Annotated in this window: 29 protein-coding genes; 18 read left to right on the top strand and 11 right to left on the bottom strand. The window is 48.4% G+C overall.

The features are described 5' to 3' along the window. The first annotated feature begins 49 nt into the window (after window positions 1-49). The 5 genes from GKO28_RS15280 (at window position 50) to arsB (ending at window position 3,485) form a co-directional block, all read left to right on the top strand. Window positions 50-424: a helix-turn-helix transcriptional regulator gene (locus GKO28_RS15280; protein ID WP_182076929.1), complete on the top strand. Its 375-nt coding sequence runs from the start codon at window positions 50-52 to the stop codon at window positions 422-424. Window positions 425-464: 40 nt separating this feature from the next. Then, window positions 465-827 carry an arsenite efflux transporter metallochaperone ArsD gene (gene arsD, locus GKO28_RS15275; protein ID WP_182076928.1) on the top strand — a complete coding sequence of 121 codons (363 nt, stop codon included), beginning with the start codon at window positions 465-467 and terminating at the stop codon, window positions 825-827. Between the two features lie 174 nt (window positions 828-1,001). Further along, window positions 1,002-1,946, top strand: coding sequence for a permease (locus tag GKO28_RS15270; protein WP_203564202.1), 945 nt, complete (start codon window positions 1,002-1,004; stop codon window positions 1,944-1,946). Window positions 1,947-2,037: 91 nt separating this feature from the next. Next, the gene (locus GKO28_RS22985; RefSeq protein ID WP_203564201.1) at window positions 2,038-2,334 is read left to right on the top strand and encodes a hypothetical protein; all 297 of its coding nucleotides are present in this window, start codon (window positions 2,038-2,040) and stop codon (window positions 2,332-2,334) included. Between the two features lie 89 nt (window positions 2,335-2,423). Next, complete coding sequence (gene arsB, locus GKO28_RS15260; RefSeq protein ID WP_182076927.1) at window positions 2,424-3,485, top strand: ACR3 family arsenite efflux transporter; 1,062 nt, start codon at window positions 2,424-2,426, stop codon at window positions 3,483-3,485. A gap of 147 nt (window positions 3,486-3,632) precedes the next feature. On the opposite strand, the gene GKO28_RS15255 is transcribed toward arsB, so the two are convergent. The 7 genes from GKO28_RS15255 to flgM form a co-directional block, all read right to left on the bottom strand. Beyond that, complete coding sequence (locus tag GKO28_RS15255) at window positions 3,633-4,040, bottom strand: ribonucleotide reductase subunit alpha (protein WP_182076926.1); 408 nt, start codon at window positions 4,038-4,040, stop codon at window positions 3,633-3,635. A gap of 96 nt (window positions 4,041-4,136) precedes the next feature. Then, window positions 4,137-4,736, bottom strand: coding sequence for an LUD domain-containing protein (locus GKO28_RS15250; protein WP_182076925.1), 600 nt, complete (start codon window positions 4,734-4,736; stop codon window positions 4,137-4,139). Continuing rightward, a complete protein-coding gene (locus GKO28_RS20380) occupies window positions 4,729-5,109 on the bottom strand; it encodes a hypothetical protein (protein WP_247646581.1) in 381 nt (126 codons plus the stop codon). Before GKO28_RS20380 ends, GKO28_RS15250 begins: the two co-directional genes overlap by 8 nt. Continuing rightward, entirely contained in the window at window positions 5,106-6,113 is a 1,008-nt protein-coding gene (locus tag GKO28_RS15245; protein ID WP_247646580.1) for a lactate utilization protein B, read from the bottom strand. Before GKO28_RS15245 ends, GKO28_RS20380 begins: the two co-directional genes overlap by 4 nt. Beyond that, window positions 6,110-6,880 (bottom strand): (Fe-S)-binding protein, encoded by a 771-nt coding sequence (locus tag GKO28_RS15240; protein WP_203564200.1) that lies wholly within the window; start codon window positions 6,878-6,880, stop codon window positions 6,110-6,112. The genes GKO28_RS15245 and GKO28_RS15240 overlap by 4 nt, the downstream gene beginning before the upstream one ends. A gap of 427 nt (window positions 6,881-7,307) precedes the next feature. After that, window positions 7,308-7,760 (bottom strand): flagella synthesis protein FlgN, encoded by a 453-nt coding sequence (locus GKO28_RS15235; RefSeq protein ID WP_182076924.1) that lies wholly within the window; start codon window positions 7,758-7,760, stop codon window positions 7,308-7,310. 8 nt (window positions 7,761-7,768) lie between these two features. After that, the gene (gene flgM, locus GKO28_RS15230) at window positions 7,769-8,059 is read right to left on the bottom strand and encodes a flagellar biosynthesis anti-sigma factor FlgM (protein WP_182076923.1); all 291 of its coding nucleotides are present in this window, start codon (window positions 8,057-8,059) and stop codon (window positions 7,769-7,771) included. 285 nt (window positions 8,060-8,344) lie between these two features. On the opposite strand from flgM, the gene fliW reads away from it, so the two are divergent. From fliW to GKO28_RS15185, 10 genes are all read left to right on the top strand, one after another. Then, window positions 8,345-8,758, top strand: a complete 414-nt coding sequence (fliW, locus tag GKO28_RS15225) for a flagellar assembly protein FliW (protein WP_182076922.1) — start codon at window positions 8,345-8,347, stop codon at window positions 8,756-8,758. 158 nt (window positions 8,759-8,916) lie between these two features. After that, window positions 8,917-9,885, top strand: coding sequence for an acetyl-CoA carboxylase carboxyltransferase subunit alpha (locus tag GKO28_RS15220; protein ID WP_182076921.1), 969 nt, complete (start codon window positions 8,917-8,919; stop codon window positions 9,883-9,885). Then, the gene (gene tilS, locus GKO28_RS15215) at window positions 9,854-11,260 is read left to right on the top strand and encodes a tRNA lysidine(34) synthetase TilS (RefSeq protein WP_282099334.1); all 1,407 of its coding nucleotides are present in this window, start codon (window positions 9,854-9,856) and stop codon (window positions 11,258-11,260) included. Before GKO28_RS15220 ends, tilS begins: the two co-directional genes overlap by 32 nt. A gap of 50 nt (window positions 11,261-11,310) precedes the next feature. Then, on the top strand, window positions 11,311-11,550 hold the full coding sequence (locus tag GKO28_RS22980; RefSeq protein WP_374220736.1) for a hypothetical protein: 240 nt from the start codon (window positions 11,311-11,313) through the stop codon (window positions 11,548-11,550). Then, window positions 11,507-13,879 carry a DNA mismatch repair protein MutS gene (mutS, locus tag GKO28_RS15210; protein ID WP_374220735.1) on the top strand — a complete coding sequence of 791 codons (2,373 nt, stop codon included), beginning with the start codon at window positions 11,507-11,509 and terminating at the stop codon, window positions 13,877-13,879. Before GKO28_RS22980 ends, mutS begins: the two co-directional genes overlap by 44 nt. A gap of 143 nt (window positions 13,880-14,022) precedes the next feature. After that, window positions 14,023-14,427: a hypothetical protein gene (locus tag GKO28_RS15205; protein WP_182076919.1), complete on the top strand. Its 405-nt coding sequence runs from the start codon at window positions 14,023-14,025 to the stop codon at window positions 14,425-14,427. Window positions 14,428-14,537: 110 nt separating this feature from the next. Continuing rightward, a complete protein-coding gene (locus GKO28_RS15200; RefSeq protein WP_182076918.1) occupies window positions 14,538-15,794 on the top strand; it encodes a pseudouridine synthase in 1,257 nt (418 codons plus the stop codon). 57 nt (window positions 15,795-15,851) lie between these two features. Then, on the top strand, window positions 15,852-16,418 hold the full coding sequence (gene greB / locus GKO28_RS15195; RefSeq protein ID WP_182076917.1) for a transcription elongation factor GreB: 567 nt from the start codon (window positions 15,852-15,854) through the stop codon (window positions 16,416-16,418). A gap of 159 nt (window positions 16,419-16,577) precedes the next feature. After that, the gene (locus GKO28_RS15190) at window positions 16,578-18,671 is read left to right on the top strand and encodes a sensor histidine kinase (RefSeq protein ID WP_182076916.1); all 2,094 of its coding nucleotides are present in this window, start codon (window positions 16,578-16,580) and stop codon (window positions 18,669-18,671) included. A gap of 65 nt (window positions 18,672-18,736) precedes the next feature. Next, window positions 18,737-19,558 (top strand): thymidylate synthase, encoded by an 822-nt coding sequence (locus tag GKO28_RS15185; protein ID WP_182076915.1) that lies wholly within the window; start codon window positions 18,737-18,739, stop codon window positions 19,556-19,558. 672 nt (window positions 19,559-20,230) lie between these two features. Here GKO28_RS15185 and GKO28_RS15180 read toward each other — a convergent pair. Then, window positions 20,231-20,452, bottom strand: a complete 222-nt coding sequence (locus GKO28_RS15180; protein ID WP_182076914.1) for an FAD-dependent oxidoreductase — start codon at window positions 20,450-20,452, stop codon at window positions 20,231-20,233. A 155-nt stretch (window positions 20,453-20,607) separates the two neighbouring features. Here GKO28_RS15180 and GKO28_RS15175 point away from each other — a divergent pair, with 155 nt between their 5' ends. The 3 genes from GKO28_RS15175 to GKO28_RS15165 all read left to right on the top strand — a co-directional run bounded on the left by GKO28_RS15175 (window position 20,608) and on the right by GKO28_RS15165 (window position 22,848). Next, window positions 20,608-20,844 (top strand): hypothetical protein, encoded by a 237-nt coding sequence (locus GKO28_RS15175; RefSeq protein WP_182076913.1) that lies wholly within the window; start codon window positions 20,608-20,610, stop codon window positions 20,842-20,844. Next, on the top strand, window positions 20,841-21,182 hold the full coding sequence (tnpB, locus tag GKO28_RS15170; protein WP_203564199.1) for an IS66 family insertion sequence element accessory protein TnpB: 342 nt from the start codon (window positions 20,841-20,843) through the stop codon (window positions 21,180-21,182). The genes GKO28_RS15175 and tnpB overlap by 4 nt, the downstream gene beginning before the upstream one ends. A 94-nt stretch (window positions 21,183-21,276) precedes the next feature. Then, window positions 21,277-22,848, top strand: a complete 1,572-nt coding sequence (locus tag GKO28_RS15165; protein ID WP_182076912.1) for an IS66 family transposase — start codon at window positions 21,277-21,279, stop codon at window positions 22,846-22,848. Between the two features lie 28 nt (window positions 22,849-22,876). On the opposite strand, the gene GKO28_RS15160 is transcribed toward GKO28_RS15165, so the two are convergent. From GKO28_RS15160 to GKO28_RS15150, 3 genes are read right to left on the bottom strand one after another with little or no spacing between them, the layout of a single operon-like run. Then, on the bottom strand, window positions 22,877-24,091 hold the full coding sequence (locus GKO28_RS15160) for an NAD(P)/FAD-dependent oxidoreductase (protein WP_203564198.1): 1,215 nt from the start codon (window positions 24,089-24,091) through the stop codon (window positions 22,877-22,879). A gap of 51 nt (window positions 24,092-24,142) precedes the next feature. Beyond that, window positions 24,143-24,676, bottom strand: a complete 534-nt coding sequence (locus tag GKO28_RS15155) for a hypothetical protein (protein ID WP_182076911.1) — start codon at window positions 24,674-24,676, stop codon at window positions 24,143-24,145. Then, window positions 24,677-25,174 (bottom strand): heparan-alpha-glucosaminide N-acetyltransferase domain-containing protein, encoded by a 498-nt coding sequence (locus GKO28_RS15150; RefSeq protein ID WP_203564197.1) that lies wholly within the window; start codon window positions 25,172-25,174, stop codon window positions 24,677-24,679. It abuts the gene before it with no gap.

Here is a 25,174-nt window from a genome sequence, read left to right as displayed (position 1 = left end):
TGTTGATATTAACAATACAATATTTCAAACATTGTTGTATAGTTGAATTATGGAAAAATTAATCGCTACGACTATTTTTGAGTCGCTTTCATCGGGCATCCGTTTAGATGCCTACCGTTTATTAGTACGCCAAGGCCATGTCGGCATGGTGGCAGGAGAGATTGCGACTGCACTGGGACTACCGCCAACCAATATGTCGTTTCACCTGAAAGCCATGGTGCAAGCCAATGTGGTGACGGTGACGCAAGAAGGACGCTATATGCGTTACCGCGCCAATCTCAGCTTGATGCTGGATTTAATCGCCTATCTGACTGAGGAATGTTGCGAAGGGCAGCCCGAACAATGTGCTGATTTACGCGCGCAATCGAGCTGCTCACCCGCTGTATTGCCACCACTGTGCTGCCCTGCTCCGAAGACGGAGTAATCCGTCGGCGGCGTTTCACAAATGCGCTTAGGAGAAAATCATGAGCAAAATACAAATTTTTGACCCCGCCCTGTGCTGTAGCTCTGGCGTATGCGGTGAAGATGTAGACCAAGCTTTGGTGAATGCCTCAGCCGATATCGATTGGGCCAAGCAACAAGGTGCGGCGATTGAACGCTTTAATTTGGCAAAGCAGCCAATGGCGTTTGCGGAAGATGACCTTGTAAAGGCATTTCTAGTGCGCTCTGGCGCTGAAGCACTCCCTGTCGTTCTGGTGGAAGGCGAAATGGCTTTGGCGGGGCGTTATCCGACTCGGGCAGAATTGGCGCGCTTTTTAGGTCTTGATCTACCTGAGACTACTGCTCAGCCAGCAAAAAAATGCTGCTCCGGTTCGCGAAGTTGTTAATCAATTAAATTGCTGGCGAATGGATGGTGCCAGCAAAGAGGTAAAGTGAAATGAATGAGTGGGCAACGATACTAGCAGACGCGTCTAACATGTTTGTATTTCTAGCCGTCGAGTTATCGGTTTTATTCTTAATCATCAGTGCGGGCGTCGCCCTGGCCCGGCAAAAATTTTCGAATGCGAAAATTCAGCAGGTACTTTGGGCAACGCCAAGGTAAAGGCTATTTGATTGCGACGGCACTGGGTTCGCTGACGCCATTTTGTAGCTGTTCAACGATTCCCATGTTACGTGGTTTGTTATCGGCTAAAGCGGGTTTTGGCCCCACACTGACTTTCCTATTTGTATCACCCTTACTCAATCCGATTATCGTCGGCTTAATGTGGGTGAGTTTTGGTTGGCAAATTACGCTCACCTACATCGTTATTGCTGCCGGTGTGTCGCTACTGGCCAGCTTATTGCTCGATAAGTTAGGCTTTGAGCGATACGTAATTAAGGCCAAAACGTCGGGTACCGCTTGCAATAAAGCAGCGGCAGTGGCTATGCCCACTCAAGAAACGCCTGTCACCAAGAGTGCATGCTGCACCGCTGCACCTGTAATTGAAGAAATACCCGCCGCCAAGTCGAGCTGCTGCAATGTCACCAAGCCAGTTTCATCATGCTCAACAGCTAGCACTCACAATGATCAAGGTAAAGCGCAAGCAGCGAATACACCGCTGAATTACCGCCAAGCCAGTTTAGATGCATGGACGCAATTTAAAGAAGTCTTGCCTTTTCTTGCTCTTGGGGTGTTACTCGGTTCTGTTATCTACGGTTTTGTTCCTGCCGAATGGATTGCCAAACACGCAGGCTCAGACAATCCATTTGCCGTACCGTTGAGCGCGGTAATTGGGATTCCATTGTATATCCGAGCCGAAGCGGTGATCCCTTTAGCTTCTTCATTATTGGGCAAAGGCATGGGGATTGGCGCAGTGATGGCGCTGATTATTGGCAGTGCCGGAGCTAGCCTTACCGAGGTGATTCTGCTCAAGTCGATGTTTAAAACGCCAATGATTGTGGCCTTCCTAACGGTGATTTTAGGCATGGCGATCATGATGGGCTATTTGGTGACGTTTTTTTTCTAGTGCATATTCCATCAAGGAACGGCCATGAACTTCTTACAAAATCCACTGCGGTTTGCCGGTTCATTTAACCACTTCCGATCCTGCAGCTCATTTGAGCGAAACACTGATCGGCAGCTTAGATAAGCTAATGGTAAGCCGGATTGATCCACATGAAATCACCAAGCAGTATAGGCAGCAAGCACTTACTAGAAAAGGCGCACAGCTTGATACCCAAGGAAGAGCTTTACTAAAAGAAGGCTTACGCTCGTCGTGTAGTGAGAAAATCGCTTTGATGGAGAACCAATACGGATACGGGCACCTCACTGTTTGCAAGCATTTTTCAGTTCTGGTTTTAGGATTCGACTGCTCACGCACAACGCTTTGCCGAAGCGCCCTTGCTGAAAAATGAGCCGATTGGCGTCCCGTGACTTTTAAAATTGGCCGAACAAGGTCATCAATAAACACCGTTCTTAAATTCAAGTCACTTGAGTATTCAACATGAATCTAAAAACCTGCACCAATGAATCAACGGTACACAAAATGAGTTTTTTGGATCGCAACCTCACATTGTGGATTTTTTTAGCCATGGCAGTGGGTATTGGGATCGGCGTGGTTTTTCCGCAAGTGGCGCAGCTCAATGATGCTCTGTCAGTGGGCACGACCAATATTCCGCTAGCGATTGGCCTAATTTTGATGATGTATCCGCCGCTAGCGAAAGTGAATTACAGTCTTTTGGGTAAAGTTACTCGGGATAAAAAGGCGCTTACGCTGTCTTTGGTGATGAATTGGATCGTCGGTCCGATTTTAATGTTTTTGCTAGCTATCATCTTTTTACGCGATCAGCCTGGCTATATGGTCGGGCTGATTTTGATTGGGCTGGCGCGTTGTATTGCGATGGTGCTGGTTTGGAATGACCTTAGCGGCGGCAGCAAGGAATACGGGGCAGCCTTAGTCGCGATCAATAGTGTGTTCCAAATTATGAGTTACAGCGTTATGGCCTGGTTGTTTATTACTGTGTTGCCACCACTATTTGGCCTGCAAGGGTTTACGTTGAACATTACGATTCTCGATATTGCGCAAAGTGTACTGATTTATCTTGGGATTCCTTTTCTAGCCGGATTTTTGAGCCGCAAATGGTTGGTGGCAGCCAAAGGCGAGGATTGGTACAACACGGTGTTTATCCCGTTTATTTCGCCAATCACACTGATTGCTTTGTTGGCGACCATCGTGCTGATGTTTAGCTTGAAGGGTGAAATGATCGTTGAGCTACCGATGGACGTGCTGCAAATCGCCATCCCGCTGGTTATCTATTTCATGGTGATGTTTTTCGTGAGTTTTTTCATCGGCAAGAAAATGGGCTTGCCGTACGATCAAAATGCGTCGATTGCGTTTACATCGACCGGCAATAATTTTGAGCTAGCAATTGCGGTGTCGATTGCCGTGTTTGGCTTGAGTTCTGATCAAGCCTTTGTGGGCGTGATTGGCCCCTTGGTTGAAGTGCCCGTACTCATTGCTTTAGTGAATGTGGCGCTCAGAATGAAGCATAAGTACTACACATGAAAAACTTACTCATTCGGATGTTCGCAACACAATGCAGCTCGATTGCAGAATACGTAGATTGGGCTTTCTAGGTCATTCCTTGTCAATTTTGCCGCTAATATATGGATTTACGAATGTCCGAAATGATTTCGGACATTTATTCACCCATTAAACGACTAACTGCACGATCTCTCCGTCGCGGCGAAAGGCTAAAAACGACTGTACTGCACCCGATTGAATTGCAGCCATCATCCGTTGAAATGCGCTCTCAATTTCATCATGAGTCGGCGCTAGCAATCCTTTGCCACCTAAACCAGCAACAAATACCACATCCCAATCGGGGACGAGCTGTTCTGATTCAGCAGTCAATGCTGCAAATGTACTTAGCTCCATCGGCGATTTATCCACATACATCAAGGGCGTTAACTCACCCGCTTGCTGGGCAGAAAACTGAGCAATTTGCTCTGCAGTCGCATCCTCAGGTAATCCCGCCCCAGTAAAAACAAACAATAGCCTTTGTGGTGTCGGCTGGGAACGAGCTGCAGTCAGTAAATCGGAAAAGCTGGCAATATCCATGGTGTCCCCTAGAGTCTGCTGAGATAAAAACGTCATTACAGCTTAATACTGAACACAGCGATAAGCATAAGTTTTGATATTGGATGAAGAATTTAATCACACCACATTAGAAAGGCGTTGATAAGCAACCACCGACAATGAACGAACACCTTGTGCGCCATGCACCAAAGTACCTTCAATATCCGCTGTCGCCGAAGGGCCGCTATGTAGGACGGTGTATCGGGCCATTTGAAACTCGGCACGTTGATATGCTTGGTGCAAATTGCCAACAATTTCATTTACATCCAGTAGCACCACTAAATGCTGAGCAAGATACGCCAGCGCATTAATCACCAATTCTTGTTCTGTAAAACAAACGCTGCCGGTTTCAGCCACAGCAAAACGTGCACGCACCACAGCGACATCTACCTCGGCCAAGCGATGCGGATCTTCGCCTTGCAACACATTAAAATTACCAATCACTTCGGGAACGACTGAAGCAATAATTTTAGCCTGCGGAAAATACTGGGCGAGCAAAGCGTTCAAATGCACACCTTCAGGGCAATCTAAAATTTGCCCCCCCATTCGTTGCAAGCTCACTTGAAATTGCGGCCATGGGCTTGGCAAGTCGGCAGCAAACAACGGTACTTTGGGTAAATCACTCGCCGGCGGCTGATTGACGCGGACTTGCGCCAAAATAATATCGCGACTACTCATGATCAGCTCCTCGGTTTTTAGCCCACCACTGATGAAATGTAGCTTTTGGCGCATCGGGGATTTCACGCTGCAAGCCCCAAGCATTGAGCGGGTTATAAATCAGAGCCCTAGGAAACTCACGACTCATTTGGTCAACCCCAGCAATGACACGACGAAACAATGCCGGATTCGCCAAGACTTTAGCCGCTACATCGAGCGCACCTCGACGCAAGAGCGGCAGCTCTTGTTTTTCACTGATAATTCGCCGCCACTGATAGATTTGCTCGTGGATATTAATTTTGACTGGGCACACACTGGTACAACTGCCATTCATGGTGGATGCATAAGGCAAAGCACGATAGCGATGCAAATCAATCGCTGGATTTAAAATCACGCCAATGGGCCCGGGTAAACACTGCCATAACTCAAACCACCACTACGCCGATACACTGGGCAAGTATTCATGCACGCCCCGCAGCGAATACACTTGAGTGAAGTCCAAAAATCAGCCATCCCCAACCGCGCAGAACGGCCGTTATCGACCAACACAATATGCATTTCACCACCATCACGTGGGGCACGAAAATGCGAGGTATATTGGGTGATGGGCGAACCTAAAGCACTGCGCGATAACAAACGAATAAACACCCCCAAATCCTCAATCCGTGGAATCAGCTTTTCAATGCCTACTGACGCGACATGCAAGGGCGGTAAATTGGCGCTAATGTCGGCGTTGCCTTCATTGGTACACACCACAAAGCTACCCGTTTCAGCAATCAAGTAATTAGCACCAGTCATCCCCGCATCGGCAGCTAAAAAATGCGGTCGCAGGCTTTGTCGCCCTGCCTCACTCAACACTTTAGGGTCGTCATTATTCGGATCAGCGTTAATGGTCCGAGCAAACAATTTGGCAACATCACCCCGCAACTTATGCACTGCAGGCACCACAATATGACTCGGCGGTTGATCATCATCCAATTGCTGAATACGTTCGCCCAAATCCGATTCAATTACCGTAATACCGCGCTCGGCCAAATACGGTCGCATCTGACACTCATCAGTGAGCATCGATTTACTTTTAATCACGGTTTTGACCTGACGTGCCGCAAAAATCTCGCCAACAATGCGATTATGCTCTTGGGCATCTTGCGCCCAATGTACCTGCACCCCATTGGCCGTTGCTTTACGTTCAAACTCTTCGAGATAATCCGCCAAATGCGTCAGCGTATGCGCTTTAATGTCAGACGCTAGCTGGCGCAGCATTTCCCATTCAGGAATGTGATCTCGCGCCTGATCCCGCCCTTTTCTTAAGTCCCACAAATGATGATCATGAAAACGTTCATGCTGCACATCGGCGATAAATTCATCCGCCGCAGCCGACTGATCTACTGGTTTCATGCGGTATCTCCATTCAATATCTGGGCAATATGAATGTACTTTTGTCCATAACCCAAACGCTGCGCACAGCCTTTTTGGTGCATCAAGCAACTCATATCGGCAGAAACGATATATTCAGCCCCCGCTCGTCGTTGATCATCCACCTTGTCATACCCCATTTTGGCCGAGACGCCCTCTTCAAAAATAGAAAACAAACCACCAAAACCACAGCATTCATCGGCTCGCTCTAATTCAACCCACTCGATGCCCGGTACATTGGCCAATAATTCTTTCGGTTTAGAAAAAACCGGCCCACGAATTTCTGACATTGATGCCAGTGGTGGCTGCAAACTGCGTAATGAAGTACAGCTATTGTGCAAGGCCACTTTGTGCGGGAATGATGCCCAAGGAAAATCGCGTATTTGCAATATATCGTGCAAAAATTCGACCAATTCATACGCATGCGTTCTCACTTGCGTCACTTCAGCGGTTTGTTCAATGGCATCCAAGTGTTGCCGAATATGGTGAATACAGCTGGCTGATGGACCGACGATATAGTCGTAACCCGCAAAGTTCTGCACAAATAAGGCTTCACAAGCGGCAGCATTTTTTTGATCGCCCTCATTGGCGAGCGGCTGACCGCAGCAGGTTTGGTTGAATGGATACGCAACAATACATCCCAAGCGCTCCAGTAATTGCAGCGTTGCCACCCCGATTTCAGGAAAGCTCGAATCAATAAAACAAGGTACAAATAAAGCCACCCGTGGTGCAATCGGCGTCATCGTCATCACCAACCCCTTATTTCAATTGTGAGTGATGTTTTATCATCGACCATGTTGATAAAATAGCTATCACCGCATCACACCCACTTTTAAATCGATGAACGTGTGCGCTACCACGCTGCATATTATTTACAGCGCCCCACCAAAACAAAAATAACAGAAAGCATGTAGCGACTTTAGACTTACGTTAATTTTGTATTTCAGTAATTATTAATGGTAATAATCAATACCGATGGGGCAATAGCAGCTCAGATAACGTGCGCAAAAAAGATTGGACGGCGTAAATACCAGGATAGTTAAGCCAAAAGACAACATTGTGATGATCAAACCGTCGAGCACTGACGGTTTGATTTTAGCTGGCAAAACAGGGGGTATGACCGAGATGAATTCAACAAGCAGATGGGATGAAATACATCGGTAAATCAAGCGGCAATTAAGCGCGATCGAGTGGGCGGCCTAAAGTTTGCTGATGGCGTAATCGGCCATTGGCGCTATAGGCAATTTCCTGATTTTTTTCTTGCGATAGCAAGCTTAATAAATGACGATTAGCATCTTCATGGCATTGCACCAATTGAGCATTACTGCGATTGAGCACTTCCGCCAGCTTGGCTTGCTGTTGTAAATGCCGCCATTGCGGAGCGATTTTGCTATCTACCGACAAATAATCATTCATTTGCGAAGCCGTATGCAAATTCAATTGCTGCGCGCATTGCATACGAGATTGCGTTGCGATTTCTAATTGCTGAACTGCACGCGTTTTTAAAATCAGTAAATCATTGATTTGATCAAATTGGCGGGTAGTCAGAATGTCTTGCTCACGTTGCATTAACGCCACAAGACGCTCAACTTCGAGCAGCTCAATAGAAACCGACTGGTATAAATCCATCGCTGACATTATGGTCGAGCGAGCAAAGATTTAACACTAGAGATTAAACCATCAGCAATCGCCTCAGGCTTAATAGTAAAGCGCCCTTCGGCAATTGCTTGACGAATTTGTTCCACTTTTTTTGAATCAAAAGGGGAATCGCTTTTACCAACGCCCGCAGCATTAGAGAGCTGGGCGGCCAAAGGATTAATGCTAACGCTGTTTTTTTCCGCAGCTTGTTCCGTTTTCGCGGCCGTGCGCCCTTCTAATGGTCGTGCGGTAACGCTCGCCAATGGCTTGCCAGAGTTGTCAATTTTCATGATTGCTTCCTATGCCAATTTAATGGCGCACACTCAATTTCTTCCATTATGCCAATTATCGACGCAAGTTTGAAATTCTTTAGTAATTCAATTGTTTATCAGTAAACGCTAAAACACAAGCCTCCTGAAATTACAACAACACAAACCCAAGCCAACCACTTTAAGAATGAATACGTTATTCTAGGGTCAGTTCATGTTTAGTTTGCCGCGAAAAGTGCTCCTGCGCGGTGGCAAACCCAGCATCAATAGACCCTAGCCTTTCATATTCTTGGCGGAGCCCGTTAAATGCAAGTATATCCTAGCCGTTTTGGCCAAATTGAAGTCGATCCCGATACTATTATTCAGTTTCCGCTGGGTATTCCCGGCTTTGAAGACTGCAAGAATTACAAACTGCTCCACGAAGAAAATCTGGATCCTAAAGTGTTATGGCTGCAATCTCTCGACGATGCCACCGTGTTATTTACTTTAGTAGAAACCGAGCGTTTGGGACTCAATTATGCCCTGACTTTGTCGGACGAGGAATGCCAGCAAATTGATTTAATCACCGCAAATGATGCCAAGTTGTTTTTAATTTTGTCGCGCCCTGAAGGCCAAGCCATTAGCGCCAATACCAATGCGCCATTAGTGATTAATCTGCAAAGCCGCAAAGGCTTACAAAAACTCGACGTGAAAGCCGATATTGTTTTTCGCAATACCTAACTCCATCTGTCAAGCACGGCAATTGATGGCGACAAAGCCGCTGGCATCTTGGAGTGCGGCCGTGCTTGCTGTATGATTGCGCCATTTTACGCGCTGGCCATACTGGCTAGTTGCGCGCGTGCGCTATTTGTAAGTGGCGCTTCTGGAGTATGAAGAGCATGAAAACGACCTTCCTCGACTTCGAGCAATCTGTAGCCGAACTCGAAAACAAGATCGAAGAACTGCGCTACGTGCAGGACGATTCGGCAGTAGATATCTCAGTTGAAATTTCGCATTTAGAAAAAAAGAGCCAAGAGCTCACTAAAACGATCTACGCCAAACTGTCGCCGTGGCAAATTTCTCAAGTGGCGCGCCATCCGCAGCGTCCGTATACCTACGACTATATCGCCGGTATTTTTACAGACTTCCAAGAATTGCATGGTGATCGCGCATTTGCCGATGACTTAGCGATTGTGGGTGGTTTGGCCCGCTTTAATGGTCAAAGTGTCATGGTCATTGGCCACCAAAAAGGGCGTGATACCAAAGAAAAAATCATGCGTAATTTTGGTATGCCACGTCCAGAAGGCTATCGCAAAGCATTGCGCTTGATGAAATTGGCAGAAAAATTCAACATTCCTGTCATTACCTTTATCGATACACCGGGCGCTTACCCTGGCATTGGCGCTGAAGAGCGTGGACAGTCAGAAGCCATTGGTCGCAATTTATTTGAAATGGCCAAACTGCGCGTCCCGACCATCTGCACCATTATTGGTGAAGGCGGCTCTGGCGGTGCACTGGCGATTGCCGTCGGCGATATTGTACAAATGCTGCAATATTCAACGTACTCAGTGATTTCTCCGGAAGGCTGCGCCACCATTTTGTGGAAAAACCGCGAACGCGCCTCCGATGCCGCCGAAGCCCTTGGCATCACCGCAACACGCTTAAAAACCCTCGGTTTGGTCGACAAAGTAATTAATGAGCCGGTTGGCGGCGCACATCGCGACTACCAACTGATGATGAGTGCAATGAAAAAATCAATTGCCGATGGGCTTAAAAACTTACAAGCCAAATCGATTGATCAACTTCTCGATGATCGCTTTGAGCGTCTAATGGAATATGGCAAATTTAAAGAAGAATCCGTCGCCTAAAACGACATTCAATCACGAAGGCTGGCTTGCCGCATCGGCCGCCCTTCGTGACTTTTGCTGCAACGGGGGCCAACGCCCCCGTTTTCAATCCAGCCCCCCCATCCGCTTATGCGTGGGTTTCTCGGCAGGATTGGATTCAAGCGTACTGCTGCACTGGCTCAGTCAACAACAAGCTGAACTGGGCTTTAGCTTAAGCGCCATTCATGTTCACCATGGCTTATCGCCCAATGCTGACGTTTGGGCCGAACATGCACGCGATTTTTGCCAAGCACTCCACATCTCTTGCCAAATAGCGCATGTCAACGTATCGCAAGATACTGGACTCGGCATTGAAAGCAACGCCCGCACCGCGCGTTATCGTGCGTTTACTGAACAAGCTTGTGATGCCATCGTGCTCGCCCACCACCAAAACGATCAAAGCGAAACACTGTTAATCAATTTGCTGCGCGGCAGTGGCCCAGCGGGCCTGTCGGCAATGAAGTCCTTGCGGGCGCTGAACGCCAATACCGATGTGTTACGTCCATTATTGCAGTTGCCACGCTCGGCCTTGCTGGATTATGCCAATGTCCATCAGTTGGCTTGGGTGGAAGATGAAAGCAATCAAAATACGGCCTTTAAACGCAATAAAATCCGCCATGAGCTCATCCCTTTACTTGAGAGTATTAACCCCAAGGCCATAGCAACTATTGCGCGTAGCGCAATACATCAAGGCGATGCTGCGGCGATTTTATTAGAGTGCGCCCAAGAAGACCTCGTGCGGTGTGTGCAAGATCAGGCTTTGCAGCTCGAGCCATTTCAACAGCTCAGCCCAGCACGGCAACGCAATGCCTTACATCATTGGCTAGACACCCACGGCATTACGCTCGAGTTGCGTGCATTTGACGAATTACTGCGGGTCACTTTTGCTGCTGCCAGCGACACTTGCCCAGCGCTCGTTTGGCGTAATGCCGCGATTCGCCGCTATCGCGGCGCATTGCATATCACGCGTGCCAGCATAAATCCGGGCCCTCAATTAGACCGCCAATGGCAAGACGGGGTGCAGATTGCCGATTGGCATGGTGAACTTCGCTGGATTGAAGCAGAGCATGGTATCGATCCGCGCTTTTTACAGCAAGGCTATCGCATTGCTGGTCGCTCTGGTGGCGAAAGCCTCAGGCTGGCAGCCAACCGGCCAACACGCTCGCTCAAAGCCCATTGCCAAGCTCTGGGTATTGCGCCATGGCTACGCGAAACCACGCCGCTGATTTACATTAACGGTCAACTGGCCGCCGTGCCCGGTCTTGGCGTTCACGCTGACTTTCAAGTTGCCGCCGATCAAATCGGCTGGTTACCCATTTGGCAAGCCAATCACCCCAACATGGGTATTGCCCGCTAAAGCATAACAAGCAAGACGCCCACTCATATACTCGTAATACGGAACACATCATGGCCAAAAGCAGCAAAACGTCCGCCGCCCCAACCCACACGCCCATGATGGCGCAATATTTTTCGCTCAAGGCCGATCACACCGACAAGTTGGTGTTTTATCGCATGGGGGATTTTTACGAGTTATTTTATGAGGATGCAGTCAAAGCGGCGCGCTTGCTCGACATCACCCTCACCACCCGTGGCAGCAGCGCCGGTGAACCCATCAAAAATGTGCGGCATTCCGTTTCACTCGCTTGAACCGTACTTGGCTAAATTAGTCAAACTCGGAGAATCGATTGCCATTTGCGAACAAATTGGTGACCCAGCCACCAGCAAAGGGCCGGTCGAGCGCAAAGTCATGCGCGTGGTCACACCGGGCACCCTAACCGACGCGGCACTGCTGGACGACAAGCAAGAAAACCGCCTGTTAGCGCTACGTTTTGTCAAAGGCCAACTGGGCATGGCCTGGTTGTCATTGGCGTCGGGCGACTTTGCTTTAATGGATACGGACGTTGAAAAAATCAGCTCAGAACTGGAACGTCTGCGCCCTGCTGAAATCTTAGTGCCCGAAGGCACTGAGCTGGCACTGCTTGATCAGCTACGCATTCCGGTGCGCAAAATTGCCAGCTGGCAATTTGAAAATGACAGCGCCCAGCGCAATCTGAGTCGGCATTTTAGCGTCCATGATTTAAGCGGCTTTGGCGTGAGCAATGACATGCTGGCACTCGGCGCTGCGGGTGCTTTGCTCGATTATGTTCGTAGCACGCAAGGCGGCTCGCTGCCAGCTCTCGATGGTCTACGGGTAGAAAGCACCGCGCAATACATTGAGCTTGATGCCGCCACACGACGCAATCTTGAAATTACCGAAACCATTCGTGGCGAAACGACACCCACGCTGTTTTCTTTACTTGATCAATGCGCAACTGGCATGGGTTCACGCCTATTGGCGCACTGGCTACACCACCCCTTACGCCAACACCACAAAATCATCGAGCGGCAAGACGCCATTAGCACGCTGATTGAGCAAGCGCGCGGTGAAATGCTATATCCAGTCCTGCGTGAAATCGCTGATATTGAGCGCATCGTGTCCCGCATTGCACTGCGCAGCGCACGCCCCCGCGATCTGGCGAGTTTACGCAGCAGTTTGCTGGTATTGCCGCAATTGGCCGCGCAGCTCCCGCACAATGGATTATTTCGCGGCTTAGCGGCGGCTCTGAATGCGGAACCCGCCATTGCCAGCTTGCTACAAGCGGCAATTCAAGCCGAACCGGGGGTATTAATTCGTGAAGGCGGCGTGATTGCAGATGGTTATTCAAGCGATCTGGATGAGTTACGTCATATTCAAAGCAACTGTGGCGACTTTCTTACCCAGCTAGAATTACGCGAACGCGAACGCACCGGCATTAGCAGTTTACGAGTGGAGTATAACCGCGTAGCTGGCTTTTTTATTGAGGTTACCAACTCATACCTGAGCCAAGTACCCGAAGACTACCGCCGTCGGCAAACGATGAAAAATGCCGAGCGTTACATCACGCCAGAATTAAAGCAGTTTGAAGAAAAAGCCCTATCAGCCAATGAGCGGGCTTTGGCGCTGGAAAAACAGCTTTATGAAGGCCTCATCGAAGCGCTGCAAGTTCACCTCAGCACCTTGCGTCTAGCAGGCCAAGCGGTGGCCACCCTGGATGTACTCGTCTGCTTAGCGCAGCGCGCTGAGCTCAGTGGTTATATTGCCCCGCAGTTTTGTGACGATGCGGTCTTACACATCGAAGCCGGTCGTCACCCGGTGGTTGAAGCGCAAATTGACGACTTCATTCCCAATAGCGCCGAGTTTCATTTAGCGCGCAAATTACTGCTGATTACTGGCCCGAATATGGGCGGTAAATCGACGTATATGCGGCAAGTGGCCCTTATTGTCTTGCTGGCGCACATCGGTAGTTACGTGCCAGCACAAAGCGCCAAGATCGGTCGAGTCGATCGAATTTTTACGCGCATTGGGGCGAGCGATGATTTAGCCGGTGGCCGATCAACCTTTATGGTCGAAATGACCGAAACCGCCAATATTTTGAATAATGCCAACGAATACAGCTTGGTGCTGATGGATGAAGTTGGCCGTGGCACATCGACGTTTGATGGTTTAGCGCTGGCTTGGTCCATCGCTCGCGCCTTAATCGAAAAAAATCGCAGCTATACCCTGTTTGCCACGCACTATTTTGAACTGACTCGACTCGCGCAAGACTACCCGCAAGTAAGCAATGTGCATTTGGATGCCGTTGAACACAAAGACAAAATCGTCTTTTTACACGCGGTCCAAGAAGGCCCTGCCTCACAAAGCTACGGGATTGCTGTTGCCAGCTTAGCCGGCGTGCCGCGTGACGTAGTGCGTCAAGCCAAACGCAAATTGCTGGACTTAGAACAAAATAGCTTACAAAATGGGCCACAAGCGGATTTGTTCGCCGTCAACAACTTTGAAGATGCGGCTGAACTTGAATTGCACCCTGCTGTCGAAGCACTACAAGACATCAATGCGGATGAGCTCAGTCCACGTGACGCACTGGCCTTAATTTATCGTTTACAAGCACTCATTTAGATCAATAAATGTAAACTTTTACACTACCGATCCGCCGCAAAACGTCTAAGTTTACGGCATGAAAATTATTCTAAGCAGAGAGGATTGAACTGTGGCTACAGAGACCCCCCAAGTAATGAGAGACCAACTCGGCACTGCGCTTTTTGGATATTGCGCAGCTAAGCAGCAGCCAAAAAACAGAAACCGGCATGCAGCTTTCTGAGTTAACCCATAACGCGACCAGCGAAGTGCGTCGCTTTGGTGAGGATTTAGCCAGCCACTTACAAGCCTATACCTCAGTCAAAGTACCACCAGCCTTTCAACTGCAAAGCGCTGCTGAAGGAAAAATTCAAGTCGTTGGCGATCATCCAAACAAAGTCGAAATTGAAAGCTACCTCAATCAAAATACCCGCTTGCTCAAATGGTTTAAAGAATTAGAAGTTTTATTTGAGATTCAAAGAAAAATCGAATTAGCTGAGAGCAATGAAAATTTTGACCAGCAAGTCTTTAATTTTGGTTTAACCAGCTTGGGTGGCATTGCGTTTTTTACGTTAAAAACGATCAACTAAGTGCAGCAAACCCAGTCTAATGGCCGCCTAGCGCGGCCATTGGCATTTATCAGCATCGATAAAGTAAACCAGTTATAATTAACGCTTATAGAACAAAGAAAGAATGCCCGATGAAAACAGTTAAAGCCCGCCGTCCGCAGCCCGCGATCCGTGAAGGCCGTGCTGCCGACCAGCAACGAAGCGCCAATAAGGCGGGCAGTCGTGGTAAACCCGCTGCTCAACCGTTGCAAACGCCTTTTGCCAAAACCGGCGCAACCAAAAAGAAACCTGTCTCAGCGAGCGAAGCAGCGCGTAATCGCGCCAAAAACTTGCCCGACACTGGGCGCTCTTCTACCCCTGCCACCGGTACGCGTAAACGCGGCAATTCCACCGTTGGCATGAGCCGCATGATTGCCCAAGCCATCGCCAAAACCACTGGCGCTCGCGAAGTTCAAGGCATCAAAACGCCAATTGAAGCGGCAGAAACGACGCAAACCACCATTGTTCATCATGGTGATAAAAGCGGTAAAAACGTCAAACGCGCCAAACGGATGAAACAACGCCAAGGCTCACAACAAGAGCTGGCGTTTCAGCAAATCTTGCGTGAAAAACGTCTTGCGAGCACTGAAATCGAAGATGATCGCTTACAAAAAGTTTTGGCTTACTCCGGTCTAGGTTCACGCCGTGATATGGAAGAAGTCATCGAAGCGGAGCGCGTCACTATCGGTGGTCGTATCGCCACGCTGGGTTGCAAAGTCAGCCCTGGTGACGAAGTACGTATTGATGGCAAGCGTGTGGCACTTAAATGGCCAGACCGTATGGTGCGCATCATTATGTACCACAAACAAGAAGGCGAATTGGTCAGCCGTGATGATCCAGAAGGCCGTGTCACCGTGTTTGATCGCTTACGCCGCGTTTATTCCAGCAAATGGATTGCCATTGGTCGTTTGGACTTTAACACCACCGGCCTGTTGCTGTTCACCACCTCGGGCGAACTGGCCAACCGGATGACGCATCCGAGCTTTCAAGTTGAACGTGAATACGCAGTGCGCGTTCATGGTCAACTCACCCCAGAGCAAATGAAAGAACTCACCCAAGGCGTGAAACTTGACGACGGTGAAGCCCACTTTACCCGCATCGAAGATCGTGGCGGCGAAGGTAGTAATCATTGGTACCACGTAGTGATCAAAGAAGGTCGTAACCGTGAAGTTCGCCGGATGTTTGAACACTTCAACATCATGGTTAGCCGCCTAACGCGGATCCGCTTTGGTATGTTTAGCTTGCCGGGCCGCCTTAAGCGCGGTGAGTTTTATGAACTCTCTGAAACCGAAGTATTGGCCGCAACCAAATGGGCTGGACTCACAATGATGGGTCAGGTAAAAGACTAAGTATCTTCCGCTAGGCTTTTATTCATAAAGCCTAGCGTACTATACCCAAGATAAATTATGAGCAAAGCATTCACCACCGAATCCACTGGCGATGATGATGACGTAATCCCTGCAGATTTAATCATCCCCTCAGGCAGCAAAAACTACATCACGCCGCATGGCTGGCAACGCCTAAAAAACGAACTCTACCAACTCGTCACCAAAGAACGCCCAGAGCTCACCCACCTCATCAACTGGGCAGCCAGTAATGGCGATCGTTCAGAAAATGCCGATTATCAATATGGTAAACGCCGCTTACGCGAAATTGATCGCCGTATTCGTTTTTTAACCAAACGCTTAGAAATTGCCGAAGTCGTCGATCCTTGCACGCGAGAAAACACCGACCAAGTCTTTTTTAGCGCCACCGTCAGCTACGAGCGCGAAGATGGTTACAGCGAAACCATCAGCATTGTCGGCGTGGATGAAACCGATCTCACCCTCAATCACATCAGCTGGACTGCGCCCGTAGCCCGAGCTTTACTCAAAGCCAGAGAAGGCGATGTCGTATTATTACGCACCCCTGCCGGCGTCGAAGAGCTTGAAGTCACTCAAATTCGTTATATCGAGATTGTCCGCCCAGAATAAATTGACCGCTGCTATGTCAAATCATCTAGCGGTTACACCCCGTCATCAGCACATCGACGCCGTGTGATACGCGCGCTTTTACGTAAAAAACCAACATATATCCAATGCCATTGTTCTAATTGTTTTCCCTCATGCAAAAGACTATTGTATTGTCGCTGCATGCGGATATTCAATTCATCATCAGGTCATTTATTTCGTCGTGTTTTGCGCAATATGGCGTTGCGCATCACCTTAGCGGCGTTTGCAATTTCAGCGATTAGTTATTACTACAGCTACCAGCGCTTACAAGAAGAAGCGCTGATTCATTTAGCTAAATATATCGACGCGCGCAGCCAAATTGAAAGCAGTCTATTTATTAATGCCGAGGGCAATACGCGGCTGGTTCGTGATGAATTCATTCGCCGCTACGGCTTAGAACAAAATACCAATGCCAGCGCGGCATTCGATCAATTACTGCGCCAAGATAAAGACGGTATGTGGCGTATTAAATATGAATTAGATGATTTTGAACATCGTGCCACTATTGCCATCCTACCCACCGCCAAGCGCTCTCCCGAATTTAAACGCCAAGTGGTTTTAGCCTATGATTTGCTTTCACAATATGGGCCCGCGTTTAGTAACAACTATTACGATACTTTTATTGATCTGAATATTTCCGATGCCAATTTAATGTATTTGCCGCAACTCAATTATGCGCGCAGTGGCTCATTGGCTGATTTCGCTGAAACTGTCGAGCCAGAAATCATTGCTACGCCGGCAGCCAATCCACAAAGAGCCAGCCAATGGACTGGCATTTATTACGATAAACAAGCTTTAGAATGGATGGTATCGATTGTTACGCCAATTGATTACTTAGGTAAATACATCGGTAGCGTTGGCCAAGACGTGTTATTAACGCAATTAATTGCCCGCACCAATACCGTGAATATTCCTGGTACTTATAATTTTATTATCAGCCGTGATGGCCATTTGATTTCTCACCCCAATTACATGCAGCAAATTCAGCAACAACACGGTAAATTCCAAGTTGCAAATAGTACGACGCCGCTCAAGGACTTATTTGCGGTCATCAAAACCGCTCAGCCACTCGATCGTTTTATTGAGACTAAAGATCAAGAAAGCTGGCTAGGTATTGCGCCAATCAAAAGCACCAATTGGTTATTTGTGACGGTCTATCCCAAAAAAATATTGCAAACCAAAGCGGCAATATCAGCCAGTATTATTTTATTACTCGGCATGATCGCCCTCGCCTTAGAACTAGGTTTATTAGCTTGGGTACTCAAAACCGACATTATTAAGCCACTCACTCGGCTTAAAAATGCCATTCAAGCGTTAGCGCAAGGTAAACCATCTACCGAGCTCGATACCCATCGCGACGATGAAATTGGTGAATTAGCACGCAGTTTTAGAGACATGGCGCAAACCGTGCAATCGCACCGCCATCATCTTGAAGAACTAGTCAATGAAAGAACGCAAGAATTAGCTAGCCGTAATTTGCAACTACAAGCAGCCAATGAAGCGCTCAAATACCTCAATCATGAAAAAAATGAATTACTCACCATTGCCGCACACGATTTAAAAAATCCCGTCGCCAGCATTCAAGGCATGTCGGTGTTACTCAAAGATCGATTACACGAATGGCCAAGCGATAAAATTCAAAACCGCCTCAGCGGCATTAATCAATTGGCCGGACGCATTCAAAATATTATTGGCAATTTAATCGATCACAATGCCCTAGAAACCGGATCGGTACGCTTGGTTTTTGCCCCCACTGCCATCGATGGCTTAATTGAAGACGTGATGAATGAATGGCAAGAACGACTCGCTCACAAACAACAGCATTGTCATTATCAAGGCAATCATTTGCGATTAACCGCAGACCGCTCGGCACTGTGGCAAGTGTTGGATAATTTAATTTCTAATGCGGTGAAATATGCCCCACATGAAAGCACGATTGTCATTAGTACCGAAAATATCGGCAATCACATCGAAATCTGCGTGAGCGACCAAGGTCCGGGCGTGGCACCGCATGAAATGGTGTTGTTATTCAAAAAATTTAGCCGCCTTTCCGCGCGCCCCACGGGCGGCGAACACACGACCGGATTGGGTTTGTCGATTTCAAAACGGCTGATTGAAGCCATGAATGGCGAAATTCGCTGCGAAAGCCAATTTGGTCACGGGGCGCGTTTTATTATCACCTTACCGTTGTGTACCGAAATAGATCACACAGACACCAACGCCACTGTCCTGTAAAATCCATCCTCATTTACTCATTCTCAAACCCTGCGCCAGCAGGGTTTATTGCTGGAGCTGCCTCGATGCGCCAATATTTAGATTTACTGCAACACGTACTCGATCACGGCGTAGCCAAAGAAGATCGCACTGGCACTGGTACCGTTTCGGTTTTTGGCCATCAAATGCGCTTTAACCTTGCCGAAGGTTTTCCCTTAGTCACCACCAAAAAAACCCACCTCAAATCCATCATCAATGAATTGCTGTGGTTTTTACGTGGCGACACCAACATCAAATGGCTGCATGAGCATGGCGTTAAAATCTGGGACGAATGGGCGAGTCCTGAAGGTGATTTGGGGCCAATTTATGGCTACCAATGGCGCAGCTGGCCAACGCGTGATGGCCGCCATATCGACCAAATCGCCGACGTCATCAAGGCATTAAAAACCAATCCTGATTCACGCCGCATTATCGTTTCAGCGTGGAATGTCGGTGAAATTGAAAACATGGCGCTACCGCCCTGCCATGCATTTTTCCAATTTTATGTGGCCCCGGCGCAAAAAGACGACCCCGATCAGCGCGGCAAATTATCCTGCCAACTGTACCAGCGCAGCGCCGATTTATTTTTAGGCGTGCCATTCAATATTGCGTCTTACGCCACCTTGGTGTTGATGCTGGCGCAAGTGTGTGATTTACAACCGGGTGATTTTATTTGGACAGGCGGCGATTGCCATATTTATCGCAACCATTTTGAACAAGTCAAAGAGCAACTCTCTCGATCACCACGCAGTCTACCAACAATGAAGCTCAACCCAGCCAAAACCGATTTATTCGACTTTGAATTTGCTGACTTTACCCTCGAAGGCTACGATCCACACCCAGCGATTAAAGCGCCAGTGGCGGTTTAATTACGACGGCAATCATATAGATCTACTGCACGCTCTCAACTAAACCCGCACGTTCAACTCAAGTGCAGAGTTATCGTGCGATTTAGGCTTCATCAATTGTCTTTAGACGTGTGGGTAAACAGTGTGTATAAACCAGCGGGAATTACACTCAATTGGCACGCCCCTACCAACCAAAATGCTCTAAAAAAGCACCTCTGTTTGTTAAAGGATTCTTGGCACGGTAAAGAATATGGTGTGCAAATATCTGAGGGGAGCAGCTTAAAACGGACGCCGACGTTTAAAGTAAATTCAGCGAGACCATGCTCCCAAAGATGCCCGCTTAGGCCAATTAGCTCAGACACAAAACCAAAATAACAAAGGCTGCAACCTGATGTTTAGCTGCCTCTCACTTTTCAATCGTCGGCATCTGCACCTCGGCCTAAGCGGACCTTGATGTGCATAAAAAACCTAACCGCCCAGACTATAAGTCTATATGCCGTTCAACTCTGAGACAGTTCATTCGGAAATAGTATTAAATTTGCATGTTAGTGATCTGACCCCGTAGCCAGCTAAGAAAAGCACTCCGGCGTGCATCGTTATGAATGGGGACATCCGATAATAAAAAAATAGGCAGAACCATCCTCGATAAAACCATGCGGTCGTTAGGCGAAAACGGAGTATCATGCCAGGTAACTATTTATCTACGTGGGTGTTCAAAATTGCTTCTTTGGCAGCCCTTATACCTGACATAAAAGCACCATGTGCGGTACCAAAATACGCTGCTTCTGTAGCCTCGCCTGCGAAAAATAGTTTACCTTGAACTGCTTCAGCTAAATCTTTGCGTGATTTCGGTGTTGTACCCACGGCATTAAATGAATATGAACCGAATGCAAAGTAAGGGTTCAGCCGTACCACAGCAACTTCTTCACTGACTCTGGCATGCTGCGCTTTTTATCTCTGGAGCGGTAGCATGGGCGTTCGTCGATCGGATCTGAGTTTGAAAGCGGTGCATATTTGGCGAGCCAGCGGCTTGACTCAGGCTGCGTTTTGTCGCCAGCATGGATATAAGCGTGCTACTTTTTTCAAGCTGGGTGAAACGCCATCAAACCCATTTATCCGCCACCACGACTTTTGATGCAGCACCCATAACAAATTCGTCCATTGCCCCGCTGACTTTGGTGACGACGCAATGGCCAACGCCCAGTGCCGAAACATTGCAGCTGCGTTTGGCCAATGGGGTCGATTTGACCTTACCGACCAGCACCTGCGCCACTTGGTTGGCGAATCTGCTGCGCGCTTTGACATGATGCCGCCATTGGCTTCGCTGCAATTGGTTGTCGAACCGGTCGATATGCGCCTTGGTATCGAGGGTTTGTCGGCCAAGATTCATGCCAATTTGCAGCGTTCACCCGTAGAAGGGGCGGCGTATGCCTTTCGCAATCAGCGCAGCAATCGCCTCAAAGTACTGCTGTGGGATCGCTCTGGCGTCTGGTTGGCGCAACGACGCTTGCATCACGGTCGATTTGTTTGGCCACAAGTAGGTGATACGGTGTTTACGCTGGATGCGGCGCAGTGGCAATGGTTGGTGAGCGGTGTCGACTGGCAACGATTAGCGCCGCCACCGCTGCCAGAATACGTCTACTAATTCACGATGAGGATGGATAAAATTGTTGTCGCAGTATTGCGCTATACAGCATGTAATATATAATTCTTAGGGCAATACCCTGTAAAATCAACACATGGATCTCGCTCAAGAACTCGCCAATTCAAACCTACCCGCCGCAGTCCGCGCGGCGATTTTGGCGCAATCTGAGTTGCTCACTCAGCAAGATCAACAACTCAAGCAATACGTCTCCGACATCCAAAATAAAACGCAAACCATCGAAGCGCTAACGATGGAATTGGTCTATCTGCGCCGCATGCGTTATGGCGCTAAGACCGAGGTGATGAATACCGAACAACGGGATTTGTTTGAAGAAGCGCTCGATGCCGATATGGCGGCGCTGGAAGCCAAACTCGCCGCCGAGCAAGCCCAAACCAATCCCGAAGGCAGTGATAAAAAGCCGCGCATTCGCGCAGGTCGCCAAGCCTTACCGGCGCACTTACCGCGTACTGATATGGTTCATGAACCTGAATCATGCACCTGCGGCCAATGTGGTCAGGGTTTAGTTAAAGTCGGCGAAGACATCAGCGAGCAACTGCATGTGCAACCGGCGGTGTTTAGCGTGTTGCGCCACATTCGCCCGCAATACGCCTGCCGCAGCTGCCAAACGATGACCGCTGCACCGATTCCAGCCGCGATCATTCACGGTGGTTTGCCCACTGCGGCCACTTTGGCGTGGGTGATGGTGAGCAAATACGTCGATCATTTGCCGCTGTATCGGTTACGGCAAATCGCCGAACGCAGCGAAGTGCCGTTAGCAGAAAGCACGCTGGCCAGTTGGGTCGGCACCGTTGGTTGGTGGTTGCAGCCGCTGGCGGATCGATTGCGTGAACGACTAAAAGGCGAAACAGTGCTGCATGCCGATGAAACCCCAGTCAAACAGCTTGATCCGGGCAAAGGCAAAACCAAAACAGCGTATTTATGGGCGTATCGCAATACGCCCTTGAGTGGCAGTGCGCCGATTATTTTGTTCGACTACCAAGGCGGTCGCTCGGGTCAACACGTCCGTGATTTCCTCGCCGATTGGCAAGGTCAACTGATGGTCGACGATTACGGCGGCTACAAAGCGCTGTTCAAAACCGGCGTGATTGAGCTCGGTTGCTGGGCGCACGCACGGCGCAAATTCTTCGAATTGCATCAGGCCAACGGCAGCCCGATTGCCGCAGAGGCACTGCGTCGAATTGGCGAACTGTATGCACTGGAAGCGCAGGCTAAAGATTTGAACCTCGAGCAACGCTTGGCGCTACGTCAGCAAGCAGCGCAACCTAAATTGCTCGAATTCAAGATTTGGTTGGATGAAACCGGCAGCAAAGTGGCGCCCAATAGCGCCTTGGCTAAAGCGATCATTTACAGCCAACGGCGCTGGGCGGCGCTTGAACGCTACGCCCAAAGCGGCATCGCGCCAATCGATAACAATCCGGTCGAAAACAGCATTCGGCCGATTGCGATTGGCAAAAAGAACTGGTTATTTGCGGGCAGTGAACGTGCCGGCCAACGCGCTGCCGCGATTCAAACGCTACTGGGTACCGCCAAACTCAACGACCTCGACCCGATGGCCTGGCTCACCGACACCCTAGAAAAGCTACCCACTTGGCCGAACAGCCGAATTGATGAATTACTACCGCTACGAGCGCTAGCAGAAACTTAAGCGTCAAGGTGGTGGAGCGGCTGAGCGCTTACAATGCAAAAGGATCTGAAGCCCATCGTGTAATTTGATAGTCTATCGGGTCTGGTATCTCACGACCAAAGATGGTTTTCAAGGTCTCCATCGCACTAGCAACGATTTCATGATCCTCTAATGCTTCAATCTCACGTCCTCGATTAGCTGCATTGAATCCAAGCAAAATGGGCTGGTTAGCTGCCCGCTTGAAACTAACCCACTCAGTCCACCTCCCATGTTGACTGGGAATGTACTCCAACCAATCGATATTCTTTGGCCAAAAAACCTCCGAAAAACGCAGATAGCACTTATTCAATACTCCCATCCCTATTTTTTGAATTGCGGTTATTTTTTGCAGAGGTAAATCAGGAACAAAACGCACACTTTGTGTTTTTAACACACCTAATGGCAAAGTCACAATCACTTGATCAGCAATATACTCCCCGCGATTCGTTACTATTTTCACTTGAGAATCTTGCCAATTAATCTCATTTACAATTTGATTCAATTCAATTTTTTTTGTTCCTTTTGCTAGATAATCGATGATTATCTCAAACCCCTCCGCAAATAGTGCATCATCTCCTTCAAAGCTCTTTGCGCCATCATACCAATGCGTCGAAAGCTCATTAATACTGCCGGCATACTCTTGCTCAATTTGGCCGCTTAATATGAAATTGATCAAACTAATCACGTCATCTGATCCATTATTTGCTTGTAGCAAGGGTTTTATCGCATCTGCAATCGATAAATCAGTATCACTATTTTGAGCACGTCCTAGTATCTCAAATACTTGTTTACTTAGGCGCTCGATACGGCTCTCCTCTGCTTTTGACAGGATATGCCCCTTGGATGCATAAGTGGCAGTCTTGTCATAGCTGGTTATAAGACGTTTAGCTGAAATCTCATTTGCAAGTGCAGTAATTGGATTTCCCTTCACGCCATGTATCCATGTTGCCCCCATATCCAAAGGAATGTCTGACCATCGATCGGACGTCCAAATTCGACCTCCAATTCGATCCCTTGCCTCTAAAACAACAATATCATGCCCATGTTTTTTCAATTCTCGCGCAGCCGCTAAGCCAGCCAATCCAGCACCAATAACAATTATTCTTTTCTTGTTAATTGAGCCTGCTGATGCGCTTGATGTTTTACTGATAGCTCCTGCGGAAGCGCTAGTAATACCACTCACCATTGCCAGAGCAAAACATTTGAGAAAGTCTCTTTTATTCATTTCTTAATACTTCCAAGATTGGATTAATTATTTGCATCGTTTTTTGGTCAATTAGACTAACTTAGGTACGATTTTTCTTTGTACCGCAAAACAACTTAGTGCCGTGATCAGCATGATCAGGAGTATCAAAACAAGCTCAGAATCAGTTTTGAAGCTAGTGAAGGCAACCAACCAGCCGATGATGATCCAGTGGACAATATAGAGCGCATTCACGTTGACGCTCATAAACTCTAGAAAGCGCACACCTCGTTCACTGATGTAACGCAGCCCCCAGAAAATCACCGCTATCCAGATCATGATCATCGCCGAAAAGAACAGGTTGCCGAGCAGTCGGTGATGGTAGTAACCATATTCACCCAAATAGCCCAGTTCGCGCTCCAATCCAGGACTGAATAACACTATCCCAAGCAGAACTACCACGGTCGCAAATGCAAAGGCACGCCAGTGAAAAACACTTTTGTTTGCGGATTGTTTTAAAAGCGATCCGTACACAACACCCAGCAGAGGATAGGCCACCCAACTCAGTAGCGGAAAAAAATGACAAATGTGTAGCTCCATAGAACGGGCTGCCCCACCAAGGGCCATTCAAGTGGCTGTTTTCAGAAGCCAAATATTTAGCAGCCCTGTTAGGATCGCAAGCAATGCATAGACCCATAGCGGAGCAGAGATGCGCCGTAACATGGCAAGCAGTAGCATGCTCAATCCAGCAAAACAGAGTATGTCGATAAAGAAAGTTTGTTCCACCCCAAGTTCAAGACGGGTTGGGTCATTGAAGAACCAGCTAGCGAGACTGTAAGGAATACCACCTCGAAGTAAGTTCAGTGCTAATGCCAACAGAAGCAGTATTCCTCCACGCTTGGCTAGTTTGACAGGCGTTGCAGAGCTAAATGCTACGCCAGCTCCCATCAAAACATGAAGACCGGCGCAGCGCGGAACGCCGCCCATTACATCGATCAATCCGCCAAGCAAGCTTTCCTTGAGTTCTGGGGTAGCAAAGCTGTCCTGAGTGTGAACAAGAATCATGAACAACACCGCTAGCCCCTTAGCGATGTCCAACTCTAAATAGCGCGTTGAATTCGTCAT

It is taken from the genome of Deefgea sp. CFH1-16, assembly GCF_016881365.1.
Classification (GTDB): Bacteria; Pseudomonadota; Gammaproteobacteria; order Burkholderiales; family Chitinibacteraceae; genus Deefgea.
The sequence above is the reverse complement of the archived record's forward strand: the minus strand, read 5'-3'. Positions and strand labels throughout refer to the sequence as shown.

Bases quoted from the DNA above. Each gene is read 5' to 3' on its own strand.
- greB (WP_182076917.1), top strand. From the start codon at position 15,852: ATGAGCAAAGCATTCACCACCGAATCCACTGGCGATGATGATGACGTA.
- GKO28_RS15255 (WP_182076926.1), bottom strand. From the start codon at position 4,040: ATGGATATTGCCAGCTTTTCCGATTTACTGACTGCAGCTCGTTCCCAG.
- GKO28_RS15165 (WP_182076912.1), top strand. From the start codon at position 21,277: ATGGATCTCGCTCAAGAACTCGCCAATTCAAACCTACCCGCCGCAGTC.
- GKO28_RS15150 (WP_203564197.1), bottom strand. From the start codon at position 25,174: ATGACGAATTCAACGCGCTATTTAGAGTTGGACATCGCTAAGGGGCTA.
- GKO28_RS15240 (WP_203564200.1), bottom strand. From the start codon at position 6,880: ATGACGATGACGCCGATTGCACCACGGGTGGCTTTATTTGTACCTTGT.
- tnpB (WP_203564199.1), top strand. From the start codon at position 20,841: ATGATGCCGCCATTGGCTTCGCTGCAATTGGTTGTCGAACCGGTCGAT.
- GKO28_RS15235 (WP_182076924.1), bottom strand. From the start codon at position 7,760: ATGGATTTATACCAGTCGGTTTCTATTGAGCTGCTCGAAGTTGAGCGT.
- GKO28_RS15155 (WP_182076911.1), bottom strand. From the start codon at position 24,676: ATGGCCCTTGGTGGGGCAGCCCGTTCTATGGAGCTACACATTTGTCAT.
- GKO28_RS22980 (WP_374220736.1), top strand. From the start codon at position 11,311: ATGGCCAAAAGCAGCAAAACGTCCGCCGCCCCAACCCACACGCCCATG.
- GKO28_RS15250 (WP_182076925.1), bottom strand. From the start codon at position 4,736: ATGAGTAGTCGCGATATTATTTTGGCGCAAGTCCGCGTCAATCAGCCG.
- GKO28_RS15220 (WP_182076921.1), top strand. From the start codon at position 8,917: ATGAAAACGACCTTCCTCGACTTCGAGCAATCTGTAGCCGAACTCGAA.
- GKO28_RS15280 (WP_182076929.1), top strand. From the start codon at position 50: ATGGAAAAATTAATCGCTACGACTATTTTTGAGTCGCTTTCATCGGGC.
- arsB (WP_182076927.1), top strand. From the start codon at position 2,424: ATGAATCTAAAAACCTGCACCAATGAATCAACGGTACACAAAATGAGT.
- GKO28_RS15160 (WP_203564198.1), bottom strand. From the start codon at position 24,091: ATGAATAAAAGAGACTTTCTCAAATGTTTTGCTCTGGCAATGGTGAGT.
- arsD (WP_182076928.1), top strand. From the start codon at position 465: ATGAGCAAAATACAAATTTTTGACCCCGCCCTGTGCTGTAGCTCTGGC.
- GKO28_RS15185 (WP_182076915.1), top strand. From the start codon at position 18,737: ATGCGCCAATATTTAGATTTACTGCAACACGTACTCGATCACGGCGTA.
- flgM (WP_182076923.1), bottom strand. From the start codon at position 8,059: ATGAAAATTGACAACTCTGGCAAGCCATTGGCGAGCGTTACCGCACGA.
- GKO28_RS15270 (WP_203564202.1), top strand. From the start codon at position 1,002: ATGCGAAAATTCAGCAGGTACTTTGGGCAACGCCAAGGTAAAGGCTAT.
- GKO28_RS15245 (WP_247646580.1), bottom strand. From the start codon at position 6,113: ATGAAACCAGTAGATCAGTCGGCTGCGGCGGATGAATTTATCGCCGAT.
- tilS (WP_282099334.1), top strand. From the start codon at position 9,854: ATGGCAAATTTAAAGAAGAATCCGTCGCCTAAAACGACATTCAATCAC.
- fliW (WP_182076922.1), top strand. From the start codon at position 8,345: ATGCAAGTATATCCTAGCCGTTTTGGCCAAATTGAAGTCGATCCCGAT.
- GKO28_RS15190 (WP_182076916.1), top strand. From the start codon at position 16,578: ATGCGGATATTCAATTCATCATCAGGTCATTTATTTCGTCGTGTTTTG.
- GKO28_RS15200 (WP_182076918.1), top strand. From the start codon at position 14,538: ATGAAAACAGTTAAAGCCCGCCGTCCGCAGCCCGCGATCCGTGAAGGC.